Source organism: Serratia sp. JKS000199, from assembly GCF_900215455.1.
GTDB lineage: Bacteria > Pseudomonadota > Gammaproteobacteria > Enterobacterales > Enterobacteriaceae > Serratia > Serratia ureilytica.
In genome coordinates, this window is sequence record NZ_LT907843.1 from 1686099 (window position 1) to 1703599 (window position 17501).

The 17501-nt window shown below is 60.9% G+C and carries 20 protein-coding genes; 9 read left to right on the forward strand and 11 right to left on the reverse strand.

All coding sequences use genetic code 11. The features are described from left to right. Positions 1-28 precede the first annotated feature (28 nt). Both CPH57_RS08230 and CPH57_RS08235 read left to right on the forward strand, forming a co-directional pair. Positions 29-1747 (forward strand): penicillin-binding transpeptidase domain-containing protein, encoded by a 1719-nt coding sequence (locus CPH57_RS08230; protein WP_033643023.1) that lies wholly within the window; start codon positions 29-31, stop codon positions 1745-1747. Between the two features lie 332 nt (positions 1748-2079). After that, positions 2080-3705 carry a methyl-accepting chemotaxis protein gene (locus CPH57_RS08235; RefSeq protein WP_096242228.1) on the forward strand — a complete coding sequence of 542 codons (1626 nt, stop codon included), beginning with the start codon at positions 2080-2082 and terminating at the stop codon, positions 3703-3705. 155 nt (positions 3706-3860) lie between these two features. Here CPH57_RS08235 and osmB read toward each other — a convergent pair whose 3' ends face one another. Next, complete coding sequence (osmB, locus tag CPH57_RS08240; protein WP_004940700.1) at positions 3861-4073, reverse strand: osmotically-inducible lipoprotein OsmB; 213 nt, start codon at positions 4071-4073, stop codon at positions 3861-3863. Positions 4074-4304: 231 nt separating this feature from the next. Between osmB and CPH57_RS08245 the strand changes: the two genes are divergently transcribed. From CPH57_RS08245 to CPH57_RS08255, 3 genes are all read left to right on the forward strand, one after another. Continuing rightward, positions 4305-4700, forward strand: coding sequence for a DUF427 domain-containing protein (locus CPH57_RS08245; protein WP_096242229.1), 396 nt, complete (start codon positions 4305-4307; stop codon positions 4698-4700). Positions 4701-4831: 131 nt separating this feature from the next. After that, positions 4832-5302 (forward strand): Rrf2 family transcriptional regulator, encoded by a 471-nt coding sequence (locus CPH57_RS08250; RefSeq protein ID WP_033650438.1) that lies wholly within the window; start codon positions 4832-4834, stop codon positions 5300-5302. Positions 5303-5495: 193 nt separating this feature from the next. Continuing rightward, entirely contained in the window at positions 5496-5630 is a 135-nt protein-coding gene (locus CPH57_RS08255) for an AcrZ family multidrug efflux pump-associated protein (RefSeq protein ID WP_033643027.1), read from the forward strand. A 60-nt stretch (positions 5631-5690) separates the two neighbouring features. On the opposite strand, the gene CPH57_RS08260 is transcribed toward CPH57_RS08255, so the two are convergent. Continuing rightward, a complete protein-coding gene (locus CPH57_RS08260) occupies positions 5691-6569 on the reverse strand; it encodes an alpha/beta hydrolase (protein ID WP_096242230.1) in 879 nt (292 codons plus the stop codon). Positions 6570-6719: 150 nt separating this feature from the next. Here CPH57_RS08260 and CPH57_RS08265 point away from each other — a divergent pair, with 150 nt between their 5' ends. From CPH57_RS08265 to CPH57_RS08275, 3 genes are all read left to right on the forward strand, one after another. After that, complete coding sequence (locus tag CPH57_RS08265; protein WP_033650433.1) at positions 6720-7469, forward strand: DeoR/GlpR family DNA-binding transcription regulator; 750 nt, start codon at positions 6720-6722, stop codon at positions 7467-7469. Between the two features lie 12 nt (positions 7470-7481). After that, the gene (locus CPH57_RS08270; protein ID WP_047026134.1) at positions 7482-8549 is read left to right on the forward strand and encodes an oxidoreductase; all 1068 of its coding nucleotides are present in this window, start codon (positions 7482-7484) and stop codon (positions 8547-8549) included. 113 nt (positions 8550-8662) lie between these two features. Next, positions 8663-10057, forward strand: coding sequence for an MFS transporter (locus tag CPH57_RS08275; RefSeq protein ID WP_096242231.1), 1395 nt, complete (start codon positions 8663-8665; stop codon positions 10055-10057). On the opposite strand, the gene CPH57_RS08280 is transcribed toward CPH57_RS08275, so the two are convergent. The 7 genes from CPH57_RS08280 to CPH57_RS08310 form a co-directional block, all read right to left on the reverse strand. After that, entirely contained in the window at positions 10042-10578 is a 537-nt protein-coding gene (locus tag CPH57_RS08280) for a dihydrofolate reductase family protein (RefSeq protein ID WP_172428005.1), read from the reverse strand. The two genes, CPH57_RS08275 and CPH57_RS08280, sit on opposite strands and share 16 nt — an antisense overlap. Beyond that, a complete protein-coding gene (locus CPH57_RS08285; protein ID WP_015377846.1) occupies positions 10578-10979 on the reverse strand; it encodes a VOC family protein in 402 nt (133 codons plus the stop codon). Before CPH57_RS08285 ends, CPH57_RS08280 begins: the two co-directional genes overlap by 1 nt. Before the next feature lie 147 nt (positions 10980-11126). Then, entirely contained in the window at positions 11127-11321 is a 195-nt protein-coding gene (locus tag CPH57_RS08290) for a ribbon-helix-helix protein, CopG family (protein ID WP_004928567.1), read from the reverse strand. Between the two features lie 80 nt (positions 11322-11401). Next, a complete protein-coding gene (locus tag CPH57_RS08295; RefSeq protein WP_033643034.1) occupies positions 11402-12190 on the reverse strand; it encodes a spermidine synthase in 789 nt (262 codons plus the stop codon). A gap of 34 nt (positions 12191-12224) precedes the next feature. Continuing rightward, the gene (gene fabZ, locus CPH57_RS08300) at positions 12225-12680 is read right to left on the reverse strand and encodes a 3-hydroxyacyl-ACP dehydratase FabZ (RefSeq protein WP_033643035.1); all 456 of its coding nucleotides are present in this window, start codon (positions 12678-12680) and stop codon (positions 12225-12227) included. A gap of 188 nt (positions 12681-12868) precedes the next feature. Continuing rightward, a complete protein-coding gene (locus tag CPH57_RS08305) occupies positions 12869-13363 on the reverse strand; it encodes a TIGR00645 family protein (RefSeq protein WP_025302805.1) in 495 nt (164 codons plus the stop codon). 94 nt (positions 13364-13457) lie between these two features. Beyond that, the gene (locus CPH57_RS08310; protein WP_089194732.1) at positions 13458-14657 is read right to left on the reverse strand and encodes an MFS transporter; all 1200 of its coding nucleotides are present in this window, start codon (positions 14655-14657) and stop codon (positions 13458-13460) included. A gap of 97 nt (positions 14658-14754) precedes the next feature. Between CPH57_RS08310 and CPH57_RS08315 the strand changes: the two genes are divergently transcribed. Further along, entirely contained in the window at positions 14755-15696 is a 942-nt protein-coding gene (locus CPH57_RS08315; protein WP_047575830.1) for a LysR family transcriptional regulator, read from the forward strand. Between the two features lie 6 nt (positions 15697-15702). Here CPH57_RS08315 and CPH57_RS08320 read toward each other — a convergent pair whose 3' ends face one another. Together CPH57_RS08320 and CPH57_RS08325 are read right to left on the reverse strand one after the other, a co-directional pair. Next, entirely contained in the window at positions 15703-15996 is a 294-nt protein-coding gene (locus CPH57_RS08320; RefSeq protein ID WP_033643038.1) for a SelT/SelW/SelH family protein, read from the reverse strand. 127 nt (positions 15997-16123) lie between these two features. Then, positions 16124-17359: an FAD/NAD(P)-binding oxidoreductase gene (locus CPH57_RS08325; RefSeq protein ID WP_096242232.1), complete on the reverse strand. Its 1236-nt coding sequence runs from the start codon at positions 17357-17359 to the stop codon at positions 16124-16126. Positions 17360-17501 lie beyond the last annotated feature (142 nt).

Genomic DNA, 17501 nt, shown 5'->3' on the forward strand with positions numbered 1-17501 from the left:
CGAATAAAAACGCAGGGTTAACACAACAGTGGCGCCATCGACCAAAAAGAGCGGTAAAACCTATTCCACAGTTCGCTTCGGCTGGATTTGCGCCGGCATGCTGGTCTGTTTTTTTCTGTTGGCGTTCAGGGTCGGTTACCTGCAACTGCTGGAACACCAGCAGTTGGCGAACCAGGCAGATCAGCGCTCGATTCGCACCCAGGTAGTGCCGACCAACCGCGCCATGATCACCGATCGCAACAATGAGGCGCTGGCGGTCAGCGTGTCGTCGAAAGACATCGTGCTGGATCCGAAGCATATTCTCGATACCCAGACCGATACCGGCAACGAACGCTGGCAGAGCATGGCCAACGTGCTGAAGATCCCGCTGGCGGACGTGCAGCATCTGATCCAGAGCAACGCGCACAAACGCTTTGTCTACCTGGCGCGCAAGGTGGAGGACGACAACGCCGCTTATATCAGCAAACTGCACCTGACCGGCGTCAGCACCGAGCAGGATTTCAGCCGCTTCTATCCGATGGGCCAGGATGCGGCCGGCCTGATCGGCATCGTCGGCCAGGACAATCAGGGGCTGGAGGGCATCGAGCTGGGCTTCAACCCGTTGCTGCAGGGTAAAAACGGCCTGCGGGTCTACCAGAAGGACGGCAGCGGTGCGGTGATCGGCGTGATTAAAAGCGTGGATCCGGTTCCACCGCCGAATGTGACGCTCAGCATCGACAAATTTATCCAGTACGTGCTCTATGCGCAGATCCGCGACGGCGTGGTGGCTAACCAGGCCGACTCCGGCTGCGCGGTGCTGGTGAAAATCGACACCGGTGAAATCCTCGGCATGGCCAGCTACCCGTCGTTCAACCCGAACAACTATGGCAGCACGCCGGCGAAAGATATCCGCAACGTGTGCAGCAGCGACAGCTTCGAACCGGGTTCGACGGTGAAGCCGGTCGTGGTGATGGTGGGGCTGGAACATAAGCTGATCCGGCCGGATACCGTGTTGGACACCACGCCGTATCGGGTGAACGGTCACCTGATCAAGGACGTCGGCCACTGGTCGAAGCTGACCATCACCGGCGTGCTGCAAAAATCGAGCGACATCGCGGTATCGCACATTGCGCTGGCGCTGCCGGCCACCGTGCTGCCGGCGGTCTACCGCAGCTTTGGCCTGGGGCGGCCGACCGAGCTTGGCATCGGCAATGAGAGCAGCGGCTACCTGCCGCAGCATCGCGAGCGCTGGGCCGATATCGAACGCGCCACGTTCTCCTTCGGCTATGGGCTGCGCGTGACGCCGCTGCAAATGGCGCGCGAGTATGCCGCGATCGGTTCCTTCGGCATTTATCGGCCGCTGTCGATCACTAAGGTGACGCCGCCGGTGATGGGGCAACGCATTTTGCCGGCCGATACGGTCAGGTCCGTGGTGCATATGATGGAAAGCGACGCCTTGCCGGGCGGCAGCGGGGTGAGCGCTGCGGTGCCCGGCTACCGTTTGGCGATCAAAACCGGTACCGCCGAGAAAATGGGCCCCAGCGGCAAATACGACGGCGGCTATATCAACTATACCGCCGGCGTGGCGCCGGCCAGCGATCCGCAGGTAGCGCTGGTGGTGATGGTCAACAACCCGAAAGCCGGCAAGCACTTCGGCGGCTCGGTAGCCGGGCCGGTGTTCGGCAAGATCATGGCCCAGGTGCTGGAGCACATGAATATCCTGCCGGATGCCCAGCCGCTCAATGTGGTGTCGTCGGTTAAAGGGTGAGGATTTAAGCGGGAAGTGAGTGGGTCAGAAAATGTCTGACCCACGCTTCAATACAACGAGTTTAACCTACGGCAGTATTTATTATGGATATGCCTTGAAATATTGATTGATATTCGACTTGAATGAATTTCTCTGTTTCTAAAATAATATTTCTTATTTGGCGATTCGCAGAGAAGCTTATTTTCTCACCAAGACAATTCCCTCTTTCGTTCACGCCTTAACATGATTTCAACGCATTCCGAACCCGGCAACACCCGTCTATGGGGGCTGTAATCGTCGTGTCATCAATGCTCGTTAGACTCGCGGCATCCTGGTATTACCGACTAAAAATCATGAACATAAAACTGACACTTGGCCGCGGGGCAAAACCTGCGCCCGCGCTGCCGCGCGCGTTTGGCTTCGGCAAAAGCATGGGGTTATTAAGCGGCGTAATTTGCGTTATCGCGCTATTTTCTCTGCTGCAATTGTTTTCCACCGTATTTATTTCCAATATTCTGCGCGACGCCAAGATTAACCTGGTGACGGGCGACGCCTTGCATCGCCAGCAGGCGGCGATGGATCGCGCCAGGCTGTCGCTGCTGACGGCCAGCGATACCCTGAACCGTGCGGGCATTTACTATCTGCAGGATAAAGCCACCGGCTCCGACGGCAGCTGGCATAGCCTGCTGGATGAATCGCTGGCGGCGTTGCAGGCTTCAGAGCAGGCCTTCGCCCGGTTTGAGCGCCTGAGCGCGACGGCGCCCGAGGCCGCTGACGCCCTGAAAGGCAGTTATCGCCTGTTCTATGACGGTCTGAAGGAGCAGGCGCAAGGGCTGCAACGCAGCGACAGCATCGATGCGTTTTTCGCCGTGCCGATCCAGGCTTTTCAGGCGGATTTCAACAAGAAGTATCTCGCTTATCAGGCGCTGAACGAACGACGCGGCGATGACGTCAACGTGCGGCAATTGGCGGCGCTGGAGCAGGCCAAAACCTATGCGCTCGGCGCGCTCGCGGCGTTGGCGCTGATCGCCTTGGGCGTGTGGTTCGGCGTTGCTCGTTGGGTGATTGCACCGTTGCAAAGGGCGATCGCCCATCTCAACGTGCTGGCCGCCGGCGACCTTTCGCGGCCGTTGCCGCCTGAACGGGCGGTTAACCGCGAAATGCGTCAGTTGCAAACCAGCATTGGCCACATGCAAAACGGCCTGCAGCGGCTGGTGAGTGAGGTGCGCGATGCGGCGAGCGGGATCCTGAACGGCGTCGGGCGGCTGGCGGACGGCAATCGACAGTTGACGGCGCAGTCGGCGAAGCAGGACGGCGAATTGCAGTTGGCGACCGAGCACGTGCAGCAGTTGGCGGCGCGGGTGGAAGAAAACGGCCAATACGCGCAGCTGGCCAATCAACGCACCGAACAGGCCAGGCAGTGCGCCGGCGCCGGTGAAAAGATGATGCAAACCGTCAACGTCTCGATGCAAGGGATCGTCAACCAATCGGCCGAGATGCGCGGCATTGTGGCGCTGATCGACAGCGTGGCGTTTCAGACCAATATTCTGGCGCTGAATGCGGCGATCGAGGCCGCGCACGCCGGCGTTCACGGCCGCGGTTTCGCCATTGTCGCTAAAGAAGTGGGCCTGCTGGCGCAGAAGAGCAGCCATTCTACGCGCGATATTCAGCAGCTGATCAACCGCTCGTTGCAGCAAATCGATCAGGGTTCGCAAGCGGTGGATCTGCTGGCGGGCAATTTGCGTCAAATTATCGATCTGGTGAACACGTTTAGCGCACTGATGGGGGAGATCTCGCTGGCGTCGCTCAATCAGGAGGAGAGCATTCAGGACGTGACGGCGCGCATCGCCGGGCTGAATCAGGTGGCGCGGCAAACCGGCGCCGTGGTGAACGCGGTGACCGAGGCTTCGCAGTTGCTGCAGGGCGAATCGGAACGATTGGAAAAAGCGATGGCGCGTTTCAGGCTGCCGGCGCAATAAATAACCCTGGCGCAGGTTAATGAATAATAAAGCCGCGCTTAACGTTATTTATTTAGGTTCGCTCCCTGAGGAATTTAAGCGGAGTAAATAAAAGCAGGCCGGCGCGTGTGGATTAAAAAATCGTCGGCCTGCGGAGGTTATTTTTGGCGGGAGAATTAACGGCTGGTCTGGTGGCCGATGATGCCGCCCAGCGCTGCGCCGCCGAGGGTGCCCAGCGTGCTGCCGTCGGTCAATACCGCGCCGCCCACGGCGCCGACGCCCGCACCGATCGCCGTGTTGCGATCGCGATTGGACATATGCCCACATGCGGTAACGGAAAGCGTCGCCATTACCACCACCAACACACCCGCGGCACGTTTAATATTCATAATGAGTTCCTGGTAAATTGGCTAATTAATGGATTAAAAATAATCCGATTAACTCGCCGGTAGAAGTTGGGATGAATGTATTCCTCCGAAAGAAAATCGAACAGGTAAAAATTCTTAATTTTGGCGCGGTGAAAAGCGATCGCTCGCCGAATGTGCGGCCGTCGGCAAAACCGTTCGGCTATACTGGGAAGACGCCTCACGAGGGGCGGGGCGCACACGCTGGAGGCCGCCATGTCCGAGCTCGTTTCCGCATCCGGCAAACCGGTGAAAATTCCCGGCCCGGACCATCCGATTACGCTGACCCGCCATCCGACGCGGGTCGTGGTGCGCGGCGCCGGCCAAATCCTGGCCGACAGCCGTCATGTACTCATCTTGCAGGAAGCCAACTATCCGCCGGTGTTTTACTTTCCGCGTGAGGATGTGAATATGCGGCTGCTGCATAAAAGCACGCATGTGAGCTACTGCCCTTATAAGGGCGACTGCAGTTATTTCTCCCTCACGCTGAACGACCCACAGGGGGACAATGCGGCCTGGAGCTATGAAATGCCTTACAACGCCGTGGTGGCGATCAAGGATCATCTGGCATTTTATCCCGACAAAGTCACGGCGATCCGTACCGAAGCCTGAGCCGCCGCCGCCTTCGGGCGGGGGCAGGTTGACATTCCACTTATCCCTACTCATTATGTGTATTACCGGAAATTGATACGCTTTCCTTATGTTTTAATCCGACATAAGCGAAACTCTGAGCAGGTGCCAAGGTGTCTACCTCTACGCGATTTGCCGTTGCCATCCATATTCTGACCAACATCACGCTGTGTCGCGGCCAGACGGTGCGTTCCGAAGATATCGCCCGCAGCGTCAACACCAATCCGACGGTGGTGCGGCGCATTCTCGGGGCGTTGGCGGAGGCGGGGCTGACCTATTCGCAGATGGGGCAAGGCGGCGGGGCGCTGTTGGCGCGGCCGGCGGAAGCGATTTCTCTGCTGGACGTATATCGCGCGGTGGAGGATCAACCTTATTTTACGCTGCATCGCACCCGGCCTAACGAGGCGTGCTATATCGGCCACGCCATTACCCCGGTGCTGGAGCAAGAGTTTGCGCGCGTCGGTCACGCGCTGGAAGCCAGCCTGGCGCAGACCAGCATCGCCGAAATGGCCGGGCAGGTTGAGCTGCGCGCCGGCTATCCCTTCGTCCCTTGTTCACCGCAATATCAAGCAGATACGCAATAAAAAATCACGCCAAACCCCGTTCCGCGCAGAGCATTTTTTGCATTGCGTTAATGTAATTGTGTAAGTTACATTAGCTCGCATCAAGTGTGATGTAGCTCACGTTTTAGACTGCCTCCCCACGATAATCGACCGTTTGGCCGGAAACCTTTTCTTCCGGCGCAGATTCGCTGTGCTTATAAACCAGGAGAGAACGATGTTAGAAATGATTGAAAGCTTGGCCACCGTGGTGGTCCTGGTGCCGGTAATGGTGGCCGTCTTGCTCGGCGCGATTTACGGCCTGGGTGAAGTGTTCAACGTCTTTTCCGCTATCGGCCGCAAAAACGGCTGAATCTGTATGCTTGGGGGCTATCGGCCCCCGGCTATAACTCCCTTATTTCCCCCTTTCTCTCTATGAACGCGCCGTTGCGTCGATCATCGCCATCACCTGCCGAAACATCGCGCTTTCCGCATCCGCCAGCTCGTTGACCAGCGTAAAGTGATTGCAGTGGCGGTCGGCCAGCAGGTGGACGTCGAGGCCGCGTGCCAGGCAGGCGTCATAATAGGCCTGCGTCTGGTTTTTGAACCCCTGGGTTTCCCGCTGACCGACGTCGAGCAGGATCTGCGGCGCATGCGCTTTCGCCGGCAGCAAAAACAGCGGGCTGAGAGTTTGCGCCTGTTCGGGCGTCAGGTGCAGCCAGTCGTTGATGTAGATATCGCACAGCGGGCGCAGATCGTAGAGGCCGCTCAGCGCCAGCGCGCCTTTGATTGCATCGGGCGGCAGGCGATAGCGTTGCTGCCAGCCGTCGGCGATCAGCATGCCGCACAGGTGGCCGCCGGCCGAACTGCCGCTGACGAAAATGCGCGCCGGATCGATGCCGAACGGTGCCCCGTGATGATAAAGCCAGGCGATGGCGCTGCGCACCTCATGCACGATCTCCGCCAGCGTCGCTTCCGGCGCCAGCGTATATTCCAGCGTGGCGACCGCCACACCGCGGCGGGCGAACGCGGCGGCCATCGAGCAGGCTTCCTCTTTTCGCTGTGAATGCCAGTAGCCGCCATGAATAAAGATCAGCAGCGGGGCGGGCTGTGCGCTGGCCGGGAACAGATCGAGACGCTCGGCGGCGCTCATGCCGTAGCGCAGATCGTAAATGCCCGGCGTCTGCGCTTTGGCGCGCTGCGCCAGCGCGGCATAGTCCGCCATGCAGGCGTCAAAATCCTCCACCGAAGCGCGGGCGTTGTATTGCGCGGCGCGGGCGCTCAGGTCTTCAAACGTCAGATCGATGTTCATGCGTTTCTCCGGATTGTTATGCGTTATGTCTTCATCATCGTCCCGCAGGGGAAAAGATGTTTGATCTCCGGTGCGCACAATTGCGGCTTCTCCAATGCTGTTATCTGCTGTATATTGCCGTTTTATGCTTTTTTAATGCGGAATAATCCCATGCACAAAGCGGCACGACAGCGCCATTTACTGGATTTGCTCAGCGAACGCGGGCAGGCGGCGGTGGCGGAATTGGCCAGCGCCATCGGTGTTTCGGTCGATACCGTGCGCCGCGACTTGGCCGATCTCGAGCGGCAGGGGTTGGCGCAGAAACATCACGGCGGCGCGATAGCGCTCGAACCGTCCGGCATGCCGCGCCAGGCGCGCGCGGCGCTGTTGCCGCAGGTCAAGCAGCGGCTCGGCCGCGCGGTGGCCGCACAGATCCCGCCCGGCAGCACCCTGATGCTGGATGCGGGCAGTACGCTGTTGGCGGTGGCGCAAGCGTTGCGCGGCCCGGCGACGGTGATCACCGCCTCGCTGGATATCGCGCAGTGCCTGAGCGATAAGCCGGAGATCCAACTGATCCTGCTCGGCGGCCAGTGGGACGCGCGCCAACGGCTGTTCGCCGGCAGCGCGACGCTGGCGTTGCTGGAACGCTACCGCGCGGACATCGCTTTGCTGGGCGCCTGTGCGGTGCATTCTCAGCTGGGGCTGAGCGCCGGCGAAGAGGCCGATGCAGAGGTCAAACGCGCCATGCTGGCCAACAGCGGCGAGCGCTGGCTGGTGGCCGACCATATGAAGCTGGATCGCTGCGAGCCGCATCACGTGGCGGATCTGGCGCAGATCCAACGCCTGTTTACCGATCGCCCGTGGGATAACCTGGACGAGCAATCAATGATTGAACTTTGTGTCGTCGCCGACGACCGCTAGAGGAGAACCCTGATGAACGATAACGCTCAACCGTTGCAGGTGGCGCTGATTGGTTACGGCTTTGTCGGCAAGGCGTTTCATGCGCCGCTGATTAACGCGGTGCCGGGTCTGGCGCTGAGCGTGGTGGCTTCGCGCGATGCCGCCAAAGTCCATGCCGATCTGCCGCACGTGCGCGTGATCGCCGATCCGCTGGAGGCGATCCGCTTGCCGGAAGTGGACCTGGTGGTGATTGCTTCGCCGAACGCCACCCATGCGCCGCTGGCGCTGGCTGCGCTGGAAGCGGGCAAGCACGTGGTGGTGGATAAGCCGTTTACGCTGGATTTGGCGCAGGCGCGCACGCTGATTGCCGCGGCGGAGAAGCACGGCCGTCTGCTGTCGGTATTCCAGAATCGCCGCTGGGACAGCGATTTCCTGGGCGTGAAGCAGGTGATCGAGCAGGGACTGATCGGCAAGGTGACGCACTTTGAGTCGCACATCGATCGTTACCGCCCCGAAGTGCGGGTGCGCTGGCGCGAGCAGAATCTGCCGGGCAGCGGGCTGTGGTTCGATCTGGGGCCGCACATGGTCGATCAGGCGCTGCAGCTGTTCGGTTTGCCGCACAGCGTGCAGGCCAACATCGCCACGCTGCGCGCCAATGCGCAGATCAATGACTGGGCGCATGTGGTGCTGAACTACCCGACGCACCGCGTGATTTTGCATGGCAGCATGCTGGTGGCGGGCGGCGTCGCGCGCTTTACCGTGCACGGCGATAAAGGCAGCGTGGTCAAAGCGCGCGCCGACGGGCAGGAGAGCCAACTGCTGGCCGGCGTAACGCCGGGTTCGGCGGAGTGGGGTAAAGACGACGACGCGATGAGCCTGTTTATCGGCACGGAGCCGGTGCGTACGTTGCCGACGCCGGATGGCGATCAGCGCCAATATTACGTCCAGGTGCGTGACGCGCTGCGCGGCGCCGGCGCCAACCCGGTCACCGCATCGCAGGCGTTGGCGGTGATGGCGGTGCTGGAAGCGGCCACCCTGGCGGCGGAAACCGGCGTAACCCAAACGCTGCCGCTCACCGAGGCGGAGATCGCCGCCTGGTAACGCATCGCGCCAGATAAGGCGTCAGATGCATTGATACAGTGCATCGCATGCGTCTTCCGCCATCCCAGCCCCTGACATAGGCTAAGCCTCAGTCTATGTCAGGAGTGCTTATCATGTTATCCCATCCTTCGCCGCAGGGCGTCCGCGGCATACTGGCCGCACTTTCTCTGTGTATGCTGCTGTCATCGCTCGGCATCAGCATCGCCAACGTCGGGCTGCCGGCGCTCGCCACCGCATTCCATGCGTCGTTCCAAGCAGTGCAGTGGGTGCTGCTCTGTTATTTGTTGGCCGTCACCACCTGCATCATCGGCATCGGCCGCTTGGGCGACAGCCTCAATCGTCGCCGCCTGCTGCTGGCGGGCATCGCGCTGTTTACAGCCGCTTCGCTGGCTTGTGCGTTGGCTCCGCAGCTGTGGCTGCTGCTGGCGGCGCGCCTGGCGCAGGGGCTGGGGGGCGCAGTCATGATGTCAATCACCATGGCGCTGGCGGGCGAGGCGCTGGGCATGGAAAAGATCGGCCGCGCGATGGGGCTGCTCGGCACTATGTCGGCCGTGGGCACCGCGCTGGGGCCGTCGTTGGGCGGCACGCTGATCGCCGGCTTCGGCTGGCGAACGATATTCCTGATCAACCTGCCGCTGGGGCTGCTGGCGCTGTGGCTCGCCTGGCGATACTTGCCGGATGGGGCGTGGGCGGCGACGCGCCCTGAACCGTTCGACCGCGCTGGCACGCTGCTGCTGGGCGGCGCATTGCTTTGCTACTCGCTGGCGATGACTCTGGGACGCGGTGATTTCGGCGCGCTTAACCTGGCGTTGATGTTGGGCGCTCTGTTGGCGGCAGGGGTGTTTATCCGCGTGGAGCGCCGCGCCGTGTCGCCGCTGTTGGCGCCGACGATGTTTCGCCATCCGGCCCTGACGGCGGGGCTGGCGGCCAGCGCGTTGGTCATGACGGTGATGACCGCCACGCTGGTGGTCGGGCCGTTTTATCTGTCGCGCGCGCTGGGGTTAAGCGCCGCGCAGGTGGGGCTGGTGATGTCGGCAGGGCCGGCGGTGGCGATCCTGACCGGTATTCCGGCGGGTTATCTGGTGGATCGCTTTGGATCGCAACGCATCGCCCAGCTTGGGCTGGCGGCAGTGGCCGCCGGGGCGGGATTGCTGTCGCTGCTGGGCCGCTGGGGCGTACTCGGCTATGTCGCGCCGATCGCGCTGTTGACCGCCGGTTATGCGCTGTTTCAGGTGGCCAACAACACGGTGCTGATGAAGGATCTGTTTCCCGAACGACGCGGGTTGATCGCCGGCATGGTCAATCTGGCGCGCAATCTGGGGGCGATCACCGGCGCGTCGGCGATGGGGGCGCTGTTTTATCTGGCCTCGCAGCGGGTGGCGGGCGCCGCGGCGGCCGCGGCTTACGGCATGCGCGTCACCTACGGCGCGGCGGCGTTGCTGGCGTTGGCGGCATTGCTTATCGCCTTCGGCGGCCGCCGACTGGCGCTGCGTTATGACGCGCGCTGAACGGCGTAGCGTTCTTGCACGAAACCGTTGTCCGACTGGGTGACGGCGAGCAGACGCAGGCGCTGCTCAGGGGTATCGGCGCCGAACAAGGGAATGCCGCCGCCCAGCAGCAGCGGCACGCGCGTAATCGTCAATTCGTCGATCAACCCGGCCTGCAGGAAACGCTGCACGGTCTGGCCGCCGTCGATATACAGGTGACGGCAGCCGGCCTCGGCCAACCGCGCCACGACGCTGGCCGGTTCGCCGCTCATCCAGCGGACAGGCTCTGCGCCGTGCGGTGCGGATTGCGTCGACAGTACCACCACCGGCAGTTCTCCATAGGGCCATTCGGGAAAGGCGCGGACTTTTTCATAGGTATGGCGGCCCATCACCAGCGCGTCGATGTCGGCGATAAACGCTTCAAAACTCAGGCCATTGAGCAACGACACCGCGTACTCGGGCCGCAGCAGCCAATCGATGTCGCCGTCGGGGCCGGCAATGAATCCGTCTACGCTGGTGGCGATGTAAACCGAGCATTTCATCAGGCGAGATCTCCGCGGTAAACCACATGGACCTTGTTGCCGTCGGGATCGCGCAGGTAAGCGCCGAAATAGCCTTTGCCGTAGTGCGCGCGCTCGCCGGGTTCGCCTTCACTGCTGCCACCCGCCAGCAGGCCGGCGGCGTAGGCGCGTTTAACCGCCAGCTCGTCGGCGGCGAGAAAGGCCAACATGCTGCCGTTGCCGGCGCTGGCGGGCTGTCTGTCGAAGGGTTGGTAGGCATAAAACCGCGGCAGCGTTTGGCCCGGCATCACCCAGCAGCGGGCGGCGGGGCCGCCGTCCGGCGTCACTTCCCGCCGTTGTAAACCCAATGGCAACAAAATGGCGTCGTAGAACGCGGCGGCGGCGTCCAGATCGCTGACGCCGACGGTAATATGGCTGAACATGGCGCGTTTCCTTTCCCAAGAGAGAATAATGAACGGATAAAACAGTAGCAGCGATAGCGCAGGATGGACAGACCGCGGTGGAGGATTCGGATTAGGGACGCGCGCAGGGGGGCAAAGCGCGCTTCACGGTTTGTGGGGCGGGCCGCCTCAATTGCTCTCGACGCGAGGATTGGCGTGGGTCGGCTGGCTGGGATAATCCACCTGATGCTTGTGCAGATAATCGCGTATCAGCTGGCGCACAACCTGGGAAGGGGTGACGTCCTGCTGCAGGCACAGCTCTTCCAGGGCTTTCTTTTTGTCCGGGTCAATCAGCACCGTTAGCCGCGCCGTTTTCTTTTCCATCAGGATCCTCCAGAGAATGATGACTGAATGATAATACCATGTGAGCGAAGCGGCCAGCCAGACCGCGCCGCCGCTCGTCTTTAGCGGAAATGCAGCCGCTCTATCTTGCGTGACAGGTAGCCGAGTTCGCAGTTGAACAGCTCGCCGCTGCCGGCGGCCAGCGTGCGCAGCGTGCTGAGCGGCAGCGACACCTGGGCCGGCGTAGCATAAATGATCACGTTGCCGCTGGGGGCGATGCAAAACAGCACGGTGGCGAATATCCGGTGCAGGCTGTGGTACAGCAGGCTGTTTTCGTCGGGCAGATCGTGGTAATTCAGCACCAGCCAGCCCCCGTCATTCAGCCGCGCGGCGCAGTTCTCCAGGAATGTCTGGGTGCCTTGCTGCGGATCCATGGCGAACGCCGAATAAAGATCGGAGAAAATCAGATCGTAACGCGTTTCGGCGGGCGGGCGCACGAAGTCCATGGCGTCGGCGGTGCGCAGGCTGATGGTGTCGGTGGCCGGCAGCGTAAAATAGCGGCGCGCGACCGCGATCACCGCGGCGCGCAGCTCAACGACCTCCAGGCGCATAGCCGGATCGAGCGCGTGCAGCGCACGCAGCAGGCTGCCGCCGCCTAACCCCAGGATCAACGCCGACGTCGGCGGCTGCCAGGCCACCGCCATCAGCATCGCTTTGATGTAGTTGTGGATCGGCTGCGCGGGGTTGCTGAGGCTCATCTTGCTTTGCTCGCAGATGCCGTCAAACCGCAGCGTGCGGTAGTCCTTGTGATCGGAAACGATGATTTCGCCCCAGGCGTCGGCTTCGCGAGCGATCACCTGGCCACGCGGGGAGAAATCGAGGGTTCTGAGTAAGCTGTCAACCAGAGACATGGTATTCGCAGGGCTCCTTTGGCAAGCTGCCTGTTTACTTACGGGCGCACATGAAATCGGCGGTGCAAATGCGCCGGCCATCGATGCTGGCACGGCCGGTGAAGCGGGCGATCGCGCCGCGCCGGCGTACAAAGGCGACCTCCATCAACACCTGGTCGCCGGGACGGGCGGCGCGATAAAACCGCGCCCGCTGAATGGAAGCGAAGTAGTAATGTTCCCCTTCGTTCAGCGCCCCGAGATAGTAATGCGCCAGCAGACCGGTGCTTTGCGCCAGCGCTTCCACCAACAGCACGCCAGGAAAACCGGCGAAGCGCGCATGGCCGCTCCAGAACGTCGGCTCATTGGCGGTGATGTTCTTGATGGCGCTCAGCCGCCCTTCGGCGATGCAGGTGCCGGCGGGCAGCACGCGATCGACCAACAGACAGGGATAGCGATGAGGCAGAATCGCCTGAATATCGTGGAATTGCAGGGGGTGACCATGTAATGGCATGGGGGAGCGTGATCCTGTCTGCGGCGAATCCGGCGCGATGGCCGGCGTTCGGTCCATAATGAGTGTAATGACATTATAATAAAATTATCATCAGATGTGCCAGATGAAAGACATGACGGCGACGACGGTTGGGAAACAGCGAAGGAGGGGAAGACACCCGATCCTGACGATCGGGCGTGGCGGCGCGTTTAGTGCTTGGAGCGGGTCACTTTGTCCAAATAACCCATCACGAAGGCGGAGAGCACGAAGGTGAGGTGGATGATCACATACCACATCAGCTTGTTGTCTGGCACGTTCTTGGCGTCCATAAACACCCGCAGCAGATGGATGGACGAGATGGCGACGATAGACGCGGCGACTTTGTTTTTCAGCGAGGTGGCGTCCATTTTGCCCAGCCAGCTCAGCTTTTCTTTTCCTTCGGTGATATCCAACTGCGAGACGAAATTTTCGTACCCGGAGAACATCACCATCACCAGCAGCCCGCCGACCAGCGCCATGTCGACCAACGACAGCAGGGTCAGGATCAGATCGGCTTCAGCGACGGAGAAAATGTTGGGCAGGACGTGCAGGATCTCCTGAAAAAATTTGATAGACAGGGCGACCAGGGCCAGTGAAAGGCCGAAATAAACCGGCGCGAGCAGCCAGCGGGAGGCGTACATCGCGTTTTCTAGCAAGCGTTCCATCATAAAATTGTTTTGAATGCGTAGCAAAAAGGGCGCTCAGTATAGCGCAAGAGGCCTGGGTGAAATCAACCGCTTGCGCCAGTAGAGGGCGATATCAGGCCGCTACGCGTGCCGTTTTGCGCCCGCAGCGGATCCACAGCGCCACGGCCCCCGCCGCGGTTGCCAGCGCCACGACGCCCGGCCAGCCCGCGCTTGCCAGAATGCGGCTGCCGAGGGCGGCGCCGGTCGCCATGCCGATGAATACGCCGGTGAACAAGAGGGCGTTCAAGCGGCTGCGGGCCGCCGGATCAAGACCGTAGACGATGGTCTGGTGTGCGATCAGCGTCGCCTGGATGCCCAGATCAAATCCGACGGTGCTCAGCGCAATGAGCGCCAGCTGCGCCGGGAGCGGCAACAGCGGAAGCAGAAACATCAGGGCGAAGGCGGCCAGGACCAGTGCCGCGCCGATGCGGGTCACGGCGTCAGGGCCGTGCCGATCGGCCAGGCTTCCCGCCAACGGCGCCGCCAGCGCCCCCGCCGCCCCCGCCAGACCAAACGCGCCGGCCGCCGTGCTGCCGATCTGGTAGCGCTCCGCCAGCATCAACGCCAGCGTTGACCAGAAAGCGCTGAAGCCCAATGACAGAAAGCCTTGCGCCAGCGTTGCACGCTGCAGCTCGGGATACGCGGCCCACAGATGCCCCAGCGAGCGCAGCAGCGCGGGGTAACTCAGCGCGTTATGGGGGCGAAGACGCGGCAACATGCGCCAGATAGCCAGCGTGATCGGCAAAACGCCCAGCGCCGCCAGCGCGTAAACGCTGCGCCAGCCGGCGAACTCGGCGAGCGCGCCGCTGAACACGCGCGACAGCAGAATGCCGGCCAATAGCCCGGTCATCACCGTGCCGACGGTTTTGCCGCGGCTGGCCTCCGGCGCCAGCGTGGCGGCGGCGGGGATAATGTCCTGGGCGACGGTGGCGGTCAGGCCTATCGCCAGGCTGCTGAGCAACAACAGCGGGAATGAGGTGGCAAACGCGCAAAGCAGCAGCGTCAGCGTCAGCAGCGCGCCTTTGATCAGAATGATCCGCCGGCGATCGTACCGGTCGCCCAGCGGCGCCAACAGTAAAATGCCCAGCGCATAACCCAACTGGGTCAGCGTCGGCACCATGCCGGCATCGGCGACGCCGGCGTGGAAATCGGCGCCCATCATGCCGAGCATGGGCTGGCTGTAATAGATTGAAGCGACGCTGAGGCCGGCGCCGGCGGCCAGCAGAAACACGACGTTGGCGGACGGGGCGCCGTTGGTGGCGGTGGTGCTCATGGCAAAGATCCCTGCAAAGTGAATGTGCGGCCATTTTTACCGCTTGCTTCATTCCGCTGTAGCCCCCTCGCAGGTAAAACTGTTATACACTTAACGTATGAATAAAATTAATTTACCCAACGGCGACCGCATAACTTTGCTGCATACGCTGGTGCGCATCGTCGAAAGCGGCAGCCTGTCGGCGGCGGCGCAGCAGCTGGGCACCTCACAACCGACGATCAGTCGGCGTCTGCAGGCGTTGGAGCAGCTGCTGGGCGCCAAACTGATCCAGCGGACGACTCACGCCCTCAAACTGACCGACGACGGCGAGCGCTGTTACCGCCAGGCGCGGGGGCTGATCGAGCAATGGCAAAGCCTGGAAGAAGGGCTGGGCGGCGCGCGCGACGAACCGGTCGGGGTGTTGCGCGTGCGGGCGCCGCACGCTTTCGGCCAGGATCAGCTGATCGGTCCGTTGGGCGAGTACCTGCGGCGCTACCCGCAAACTTACGTTGAGTGGACGCTGAACGATCATTCTCCGGACTTTATTCCCGAAGGCGTGGATTGCGCCATTCACGTCGGTGCGGTGACCGATCCGTCGGTCGTGGCGGTGTTGCTGGCGGAGGTGCCGCGCAGCACGGTAGCGTCGCCGGCGCTGCTGACGAGCCGAGAACCGGTTCGCTGTCTTGACGATTTGGCGCGGTTGCCGTGGCTGGCGTTGAACAGTTTTTATCGCAATGAAGTGGTGCTGACCCATGTTGAGCGCGGCGAGCAGGGGCGGTTCGATATCACGCCGAGGTTGAGCACCGACAGCCTGTACGCGGTACGCAAGGCGGCGCTGGAGGGGCTGGGCGTCGCGATTGTCTCCTCCTGGCTGGTGCGGGACGATGTGGCCGACGGGGCGCTGCAAACCGTGTTGCCGGCCTGGCGCGCCGCGCCGCTGCCTATCTACCTGCTGTATCCCTACGCCAGCTATTACCCGGCTCGCCTGCGCAAGTTCATGGAAATGATGAAAGAAGTGATGCCGCGCATTCTCGGCGCGCGGCCGCCGGCGGCGGGCTGACGCCGTTCAGTGCCGGGCTTTTTTGCCGTCGTTGTGGCCGAGGGAACGCTCGGGAAAGCTGTGATCGCGCAGCCGCTGCTTTAACTGCGCCGCATCGGGGAAGCCGCCGTCAATTTTGCGATCCCAAATCATCACGCCATCGACGCTGATTTGATACACCCCGCCGGTGCCCGGCATCAGGGTGACGGAGGCGAGATCGTCGCCGAAGGTATTGAGCAGCTCTTGCGCCATCCAGCCGGCGCGCAGCAACCAATTGCATTGTGAACAGTAGTGAATCGTAACGGCGGGGGCATTTTTCATCGTTGATCGACCGGTTAGTGGTGACGGCTTGCAATCAGCCTGATGGCTCGCAAGCGATGGTGGCTGTGTATCGCCAAATAGTCAAGCGCCTGCGGAAGCCGCGAGGCGCGGATAACGATGACGGTCGCTATGGTTTGCTTTTGGCAAACCATTCGACCCCGCGCAACATGCCCGCCCAGTAAAATTTGGGTAAAAACCAGGCCTTCAGCCACCATGCCATACGGCTGGGATGCGTGCTGTCGAACAGAGGAAAGGTGGGGAGCAATTTACTGTCGTAACCAAACTCCGCCAGAACAACCTTGCCTTTCTCTACCGTCAATGGGCAGGAGCCATAACCATCATACCGTGCCGCATCAGGAGCGCCGTTAAGCTGCGCCGCGATGTTCTCTGCCACCACCACCACCTGTTTGCGAGCCGCAGCCAGGGTTTTGGCATTTGGCGTGGCGCAACAGTCGCCAACCGCAAAAATCGTCTGCCACTGCTTATGCCGTAGGGTGAATTTATCCACGTCGCACCAACCTGACTCGTCAGACAACCCACTTTGCGAAATGAACGCCGGCGCAGATTGCGGCGGCACTACGTGCAGCATATCGAAGGGCAGTGTCACTTCGCGTTTGCCTTCTTCATCACCGTCCAGAGAAAAGGTCGCTTGCCGACGCTGCCCATCAACGCGAACTAAATTATGCCGGAAGTTGACCTGTGCGCGGTATTTTTTCAAGTAATGGGTCAGCGGAGGAACAAATTGCGGCACGCCGAATACCGCCGCGCCCGCCAGGCAAAAATTGACGTTAATATTATTAAGGACACCTTGTCGCCGCCAGTGATCGCATGAAAGGTATAAGGCTTTTTGCGGCGCGCCGGCGCATTTTATCGGAATTGGTGGTTGAGAAAATATCGCCTCGCCGCCTTGCATTTCACGAACCAGTTTCCAGGTGTATTCCGCAAGATCAAAACGATAATTAGAGGTGACGCCATTCATTCCCAACGTTTCTTCAAGACCCTCTATTTTATCCCAACGTAAAACGAGGCCGCAGGCAACAATAAGGAAGTCGTAGTTTATTTTCTGCCCTTGGCGGGTCTCGACATATTTTGGGCCGGGCTCCACTCTGACCACGCTATCCTGAATCCATGCGGTTCCTGGGGGGATGACGGCGCGCATGGAACGCCGCGTTTCATTGATATCAAAAAGCCCGCCGCCCACCAGGGTCCATGCCGGTTGATAATAATGACAGTCGCCAGGTTCAATTACCGTTATATCAATGCCTTTAACTCGCTTCCTTATGCTTGCCACGACGCTTATTCCAGATGAACCACCGCCAATAACAACAACTTTTTTCTGGGTGTTTATTTTTTCCGGTTTCATGCAGGCCTCCTTTCATAAGAAAGTAGGGGGTTAATGCCCAGATTAAAAGGGAATTCATAGAACTTATGGTTATATTGAAAATCACATATTCGATTTAGCTATATGTAATAGCTAAATGTAATAAGTTATTTGACAATCAATG